This window comes from Muribaculum sp. (genome assembly GCF_029051885.1).
GTDB lineage: Bacteria > Bacteroidota > Bacteroidia > Bacteroidales > Muribaculaceae > Muribaculum.
The window spans coordinates 1-7,323 of record NZ_JAIDKI010000012.1 but is presented as its reverse complement, the minus strand read 5'-3'; the positions used below and the strand labels follow the sequence as shown (position 1 = coordinate 7,323).

The 7,323-nt window shown below is 47.0% G+C and carries 5 protein-coding genes; all 5 read right to left on the bottom strand.

Annotated elements, in window-relative coordinates; translation table 11 throughout:
- Positions 1 to 2,404 (bottom strand): SusC/RagA family TonB-linked outer membrane protein (locus K2I50_RS00535; RefSeq protein WP_301024302.1); only part of this gene is annotated, 2,404 nt, incomplete at its 3' end.
- A gap of 184 nt (positions 2,405 to 2,588) precedes the next feature.
- Positions 2,589 to 3,539 (bottom strand): FecR family protein, encoded by a 951-nt coding sequence (locus K2I50_RS00530; protein ID WP_301024301.1) that lies wholly within the window; start codon positions 3,537 to 3,539, stop codon positions 2,589 to 2,591.
- A gap of 45 nt (positions 3,540 to 3,584) precedes the next feature.
- Positions 3,585 to 4,175: an RNA polymerase sigma factor gene (locus K2I50_RS00525; RefSeq protein WP_301024300.1), complete on the bottom strand. Its 591-nt coding sequence runs from the start codon at positions 4,173 to 4,175 to the stop codon at positions 3,585 to 3,587.
- 116 nt (positions 4,176 to 4,291) lie between these two features.
- A complete protein-coding gene (locus tag K2I50_RS00520; RefSeq protein WP_301024304.1) occupies positions 4,292 to 6,292 on the bottom strand; it encodes a ComEC/Rec2 family competence protein in 2,001 nt (666 codons plus the stop codon).
- A gap of 115 nt (positions 6,293 to 6,407) precedes the next feature.
- A complete protein-coding gene (locus K2I50_RS00515; protein WP_526022931.1) occupies positions 6,408 to 7,322 on the bottom strand; it encodes a putative sulfate exporter family transporter in 915 nt (304 codons plus the stop codon).
- Between the last annotated feature and the right edge of the window lies 1 nt (position 7,323).

The window sequence follows — 7,323 nt, the reverse complement described above, 5'->3', positions numbered from 1 at the left end:
CCCCAGCAACGGTACCTACAACAGAATTGTCGCCCGCCAGCGATGCATAGTAGTCGTAATTGCCGATGCTGAAATTACCCGACACACCATAGCTCGCACGAAGTTTCAGTGCATCAAGCCAGGTATTATCTTTCAGGAAACTTTCTTCCGACAGATACCATCCGGCCGAAACCGAAGGAAAGTATCCCCAACGGTTATTGCTGCCGAAACGCGACGACCCGTCAGCTCGCAACGATGCCGACAACAGATATCGACTGTCGTAATTATACTGTATTCGGGCAAATACCGATGCCAACGACCATGCCTGTCTGGAAGAATCCCAGTTAGTCGCCACAGTCGACGCATTCAGAGTCGTGACAAGGTCATTTGGAAAGCCATTGGCCGTAATTCGGCTGGCCTCGATTGATTCTCGTTGCATTGACTGGCCAAGCACAGCTGAGATATCATGAATATTATTTATGCGGGTGTTATACGACAGTGTATTCTCCCATGTCCAGCTCAGATAATCTTTTGTGCGATGTGTGCCTTCGGGATTCGACGGCGGTACTTTATTTACCGATGTAGGCAATGTCGACGGGCGATAAATCTCACGGCGATAACTGTTCCACGCCGTGCTGAATTCGGTCTTCAGATTAAGACCACTGATAATTTCCCAATTGAAGAAAGCCTTGCCCATGACCTTATTGCGCTTCATGCGGTCTTTTCGCTCATTGGCCAAAGCCACAGGGTTGATTACAGCCTGCTGCTTATAACTCCAGTTGTAATTGTCGAAATTATAGCTGCCATCCTCATTATATACAGGAAATATAGGCGCCATGGCCAACGCGAGCGACGGTATGGTTTCTTTAGTGAATCGGTCCTCAGTGGGCACGATATCATATAATATGTGCGCTATGCTTGTATTTGCGCCGAAGGTTACATTCTGGTATTTGACATTAATGTTTGCACGTCCACCGAATGTCTCCTGGCCTGAGCCGATTACAATACCCTCTTCCTTGGCATAGTTGCCCGAAATGAAGTAATTTACACCGTTCTGGCCACCGCTGACCGACAGAGAATGCTTGGTAGTCATACCATTGCGGAATATCTCGTCCTGCCAGTCGGTATCGGTAAGACCGGGCTCACCGTTTACATATGGCATGATTTCCGGCGGTATAAGATACGTCAAAGCCGTAGTCCCTGGCTTTGCCCCCAATTTATCAAGACGAGTCTGATTGTCATCTTCTATACTACCGGCTATGCCTTTCGACTCAAGCAAGTCAAGATATGCCTCGTTATGACCGTCATAGCACAGACGCGCAAATTCATAGGCATTCAACATGCTTATTTTCTTAGTGCGGCGCTGCCATCCATAATAGCCGCTATAATTTACTTTAGGACGTCCCTGTTTACCTTGTTTAGTAGTAATAATGATTACACCGTTGGCACCACGACTACCATAGATAGCGGCGGCAGAAGCATCCTTCAGCACCTCGATACTCTCGACATCGTTCATATCGATACCTCCGAGAGGATTGATATTGGTGCCGGTTGCGTCACTGGCGAGATCCGACTGCGGTATGCCGTCAATCACATAAAGAGGATCACTGCCGGCAGTAACCGTACCGGTACCGCGCACCTTGATTGACATACCTCCGCCGGGCATGCCGGTGCCCTGAGTTACCTGCACACCCGACATGCGGCCTACAAGCGCCTGCTCGATACTGTTGGCCGGCATATCCGCAAGGTCTTCACCTTTGACAGAAGATATGGATGTAGTAACGTCACGCTTGCGCTGCACACCATAGCCCACAACCACGACCTCCTCAAGATTGGTTGTAGATGGCTGCAAAACAACATTAATGCCCGATGCATCTTTTATGTCAACAGCCTGTGTATGATAGCCTATATATGATATATTAATCACATCGCCTACATGTACATTGGAGAGGGAGAACTCGCCGTCAAGATTGGTGCTTACACCATTGGTCGAGCCTTTTACAATTACGGAAGCTCCGATTATCGGCTCGCCCGTCTCATCTATAACTCGTCCTTTCAGACCGGCTGCAATTGGCTGACCTTTGATCTTAGAGCCTGACTTATCCCGTTTGGGAGATATTATAATCAGGTCCTCGCCCATAATGGCATACTCAAGTCCTACCTCAGAACTTATCTTGTCAAGTACCGACTTGACAGATGCATCTTTCATGTGTACTGATACGCTTCCGGCCTTGTCTACAACATTATCACTGAAAGAGAATGTGTAGCCTGATTGCTTTTCAATGGCTTGCAAAGCCACGCGTAGCGGTGTCTTCTCAAAGTCGACCGTAATCGGTTTGTCCTGTGCCATGGCACTCATGGCGCCCAAAGCCACAGCCACCGACATTGTAGTCAGCCTACGGGTTGCTTGTCTTAATTTGTTCATATGATTGGTTAAATATTGTTTGGATAAGGTTCCTTACCTTTTAAGACGCAACAATGAAAAAAAGTACTCTATATTTTTTATATTTCTTATTTTATTTTTCACTTAACACGAATGAATACGCCGGTTACGACAGACGGCAGTCCATCATAACCGGCGCATATTCAACCCGGTAGCCCTGCCGAAATTACCGGCTCGACTTGGGGAGCGATGTATTAAATGTTTTTTCAACCACAGCCGTAGCCAGTTCAATATTATCAAGAGGTATCATACCGGTAAACCTTTCTGAGACAAGAGTGCTGTCAAGGACAAATTCACACCCATAGTATTCTTCCATCCTCGATACCACGGTAGCCAGCGTAGCATTGCGAAACATCAACCGTCGCGATTTCCATGCTAAAGGATTATCATTGTAATCAATCGAGGAGACCTCGATATCTCCGGTGGCATATATCAGCGTAGCCTTCTGCTCCGGCTCAAGAGTTACATTCTTTCCTGTGACTGTCGACTTCATGCTCACCGCTCCGTCAACAAGATATAACGATGCATATCCGTCGCCTTCACGTGCCGATAGATTAAAAGAGGTACCATGCACTGTCACTTCAAGGCCATAAGATTCAATTATAAACCTCGAGGACTTATTCTTTACAATATCAAAGTAGCCTTCACCCTGGAATTCGATTCTACGGGTATCACTATTGAATCCTGATAATGCATATCCCAATGATGAGTTGCCATTGAGTTCCACAGTCGAACCGTCGGGAAGATTTACAGTAGCCCGGTCAGCAGCCGCAGTAACTACATTAGTAGATAATGACCCAATGTTATGATATCGGCTATACAGATATGCCGACCCGGCAAATAGAATAACTATCAGAGCCACCGCAGCCACCTCGGCACATAATATAAGACGATGCCGCCATCTACGCGGCTTTACCAGCATAGTACTAAGCCGACGGTAAACCTCAGCCTCGGCTTGAGTATTTTCCTGTCCGGGAGTAGGCTCAAACCCCTGCCAGTCATCATATATTTCCTGTCCAAGCTGATCGTCCGACAATGAGTAGAGCCGATTTTTCGTCTCCTCAAGTTCGGATTTCGAGAGCTTATCCATACGGTATTTTCTGATTAAATCTTTCATTATTGCATATGAATTTGAACTGGTTTATAGATAGTCGGCTGAAAACTACAATCGGCCTGACATAATCACGGCTAAAATCACAATCAACAGTCGACTTAGATGAGAGCGTACATATTTCATCCCTTTTGACAGATGATTCTTTACACTCTGCTCATTAATTCCAAGGCTTATGGAAATCTCTTTATTCGATAGATGCTCGAGTTTCGACATTCTTACCACCCTGGCTTGTGCCGGAGGCAAGCTGTCGATTATATATTCTACCCGAGAGGCAAATTCAGCATACTCTATTGCTGATGTATCCTCTCTCCCGATTGAATTGCAATAGTCTAAGTAGTCCTCATAAACCGGCGCATTGATATTGCGGCGATATGCGCTTATAAGATAGTTTCTGGCGATTGTAAACAGGAGGCCTCGCAAAGTGCTCTCGGCAATAATTGAATCCCGGTTACTCCATATCTTTGTAAATACTTCCTGAACAATATCTTCTGCGTCATAGGCCGATTTTGTGAATTGCCTGCAATATACATACAGGCGCTGAAAGTATAACTTATATACCGATGCAAAAGCCTCTACATCGCCACTCTTAAGGCGACGTATAAGTCGGGCTTCAATATCATAGTTATCCGAATCCGCCATATGTTTCTTCACAAACGCAAAATTAGTGATTTTTTTCAAGCAAATTATACACCCCCGGCAAAAGCTCCCGCAACAGCGTGTTAATACGCTGTATATTAGCATGCTACCTTACGATATTATTCGATTTCTTCAGAGATATCAGGCAAATCTGACGAACTGAACGTTCCCTCCCTCAAGGAAATGACCGGGATTTCCGAGTAGGTTGAGATTGAATCAAGCAGCCTGATATGCCGGCGTTTTGGAATATCGGCAGAGAGAAGTATCATATGCGGATTCAATGAATCGGCAACTGATTTCCAGCTTCCGCGGTATCCTCGACATATCAAGGCACAATCGACGCCAACAGCGTGGGCGGACACCCTCCCGAGTATACTGTCATGATTCACAATCACAAGTTTACCTGTACCTCCACCCGTCAAGGAATATGTCACAACTCTACTGTCGTCCACTGCCAACGAGTCATAACTCCCGAACCTTTCTATAAAAGTACGGTAACGGTCGCGATACTCTCCATTAAGCGATGACGCCGCAACTCCAGGCGCAGTTGTGTACATAACCGCCCGATGTAAACCACCATCATGACTACCGGAATCCATACGACATATTACTGTCGTAAAGTATGCATTGCGTGGAATGAACCACTGTACCGACTCGCCAGGTCGCAACGTATAGGCAGCGAACAATGCGGCAGCAAGAACACATACCGAAACTGCGACTCCCCACCCTGCCGTACGCCTGTATAACGCTGCCACACCGACACATACTGCAATATAATAAGATAACAACACACCTCCGTGAATAGCGGTACAACGGATTGTTGACGACGGCATATCAGTTATCAGTTCGACCCACCACAACATCGCCATGTATATCCAATCAACGACCGAACACAGCCATACGGCATCAAATCCCACAGCCTCCAACACCATAAGTGCCAGTCCTCCTACCATCAGTACCGGAAGCACAAGCGCTACAGGTATATTGGCCAGCAGAAAATAGACCGGAAATATCTGAAAATAATACATCGCAAGCATCGCAGTGGCAAGCATGGCTGCCAACGAGAGGGCGGCAGTCACAGCAAACCACCGTATAACCCGAGGCACACGCTCAAGCCATGGCATGACGGCAGGCATCAGCACCAAAATACTACCTACAGCAAGATACGAAAGCTGAAAACCGGGAGTCCACAACTGCCTTGGAGCCACCATAAGAATTATCAATGCTGATACAAGCATACCATTTAACGACACATACGGCCGCTGAAGTATTATACCTCCACACATCAGTGATGCCATAAGCGACGCACGCGTAACAGGCGCCGACAGCCCTGTAAAAAAAGCATAGCCCCACAACACGATGATAATCACGCCACAGCGGACACGCCAGTCCCATATCAGCCCCAAAGGTAAAAGCAGCAGTCCTAACGCCATGATGATAATGCCGACATGCAATCCGCTGAGCGCAAGCACATGGGCTACTCCAGCAGCCGAAAACATGTCGCGTGTATCCTGCGACAGCCAGTCGTCATCACCGACAAGAACAGCTAAAAGAAACGAACATGCGCCATTCGACAGTCCGCTACGCATTAGCAGCGAAGAGGCTTCCGTGCGTGCGCGCCATGCATAATAACGCCATGAACTCCTGTGTCCGATTACTGAAATATCGTCGGAGAATCCGGTTGCCGAAATGCCTCGCCGGGATAAAACAGCCACATAATCGACTGCACCAGGCACATTCTCGTTGACTGGAGGCAGAAGCTCACACCGGAATCGGACAATATCACCCGGAACGGGGTCATGCAAAGTCCCATGCAAGGTATGCACAAGCACATCCATACGTATATGCAGACTGTCAGGACGTATAACAAGATGAATCCCCCGGTCATTCTCCGATACATCAATTACCTCACCTTGCCACTCTTCCCGTTTAATGACAGCCTGCTCCACATCAGGCAATCTGTCATATATCATATCGACACCTCCCGCGCCACAAAACAACAATGCCACTCCCACACATGACGACCACTCCGGTAAGCGACGGGACACACATATCAGCGCTATTCCACCTATACCCACAGTTATAAACCAGTACAAATTAAAAGCACCTGATAAAAGCATACCTGCAATGAATCCTACAAGAGGAAACAATGCAGGTACGTATGAGAGAGGAGGACGCATGGCTGCGAGAAGAGAGATTTTACAATATTTGGAGCTTGGCTTGTTTAACCGAATTTCATTCTATCGTGAATTCAACTACCATAAAACTCGATACAGCAATAAAAATCCATAGAGCCACAGCAAGCAGCAACGGACGCGTTCCTACAGACTTGATCGTATCTATCGACAGACTTGCACCGATAAAGAAAAGAGTAAGTACAAGGCCCTTCTTTGCAAGCCATACAAGCCATTCGCTAAGTTCCGCCGGCAGACCACAGTAAGTATTGACCACCATAGCTACAACAAACAGAAAAATAAACCACGGAATGCTGACTTTTGCCTTTTTGTCACGGAAAATAAGCATCGTGACGAATGCCAGAGGTATAATCCACAACGCACGTGTCAGTTTTATCAAGGTAGCTATCCTAAGAGCTTCCGGGCCGTATGCATCTCCCGCACCGACTACCGACGATGTGTCGTGAATAGCAATTGCAGCCCAGGTTCCGAACTGCTGTTGGCTCATATCAAAAAAATGACCGATAGGCGGAAAGATAAACAATGCAATCGCATTAAGAATGAAAATAACACCCAGCGATACGGCCATCTCCTTCTCGTCGGCACGGATTACCGGCCCTACAGCAGCAATGGCACTTCCACCACATATAGCCGTTCCCGATGCTATCAGATAAGATGTCTTGCGGTTGAGATGCATCCAATAGCCAAACATCACACCAAGCACCATGACACTTACTACCGAGACAACGGTAAACAGCATGCCGTCACTACCTGATTTGAGCGACTCGACCACGTTCATACCGAAGCCAAGACCGACAACCGACGCCTGAAGCAGATACTTGCTGCTTTTTTTGTTGAACTTAGGGAATGGACAACCGAAACAAATAGCAAACATCAGCCCCACAAACAAAGCCGAAGCCGGAGTGACGGGATTATATCCGGTAAGTACATCCCATGGAAACAATACAATAATAATC

Coding starts and splice junctions, on each gene's coding strand:
- K2I50_RS00530 (WP_301024301.1), bottom strand. CDS start 3,539: ATGAAAGATTTAATCAGAAAATACCGTATGGATAAGCTCTCGAAATCC.
- K2I50_RS00525 (WP_301024300.1), bottom strand. CDS start 4,175: ATGGCGGATTCGGATAACTATGATATTGAAGCCCGACTTATACGTCGC.
- K2I50_RS00520 (WP_301024304.1), bottom strand. CDS start 6,292: ATGCTTTTATCAGGTGCTTTTAATTTGTACTGGTTTATAACTGTGGGT.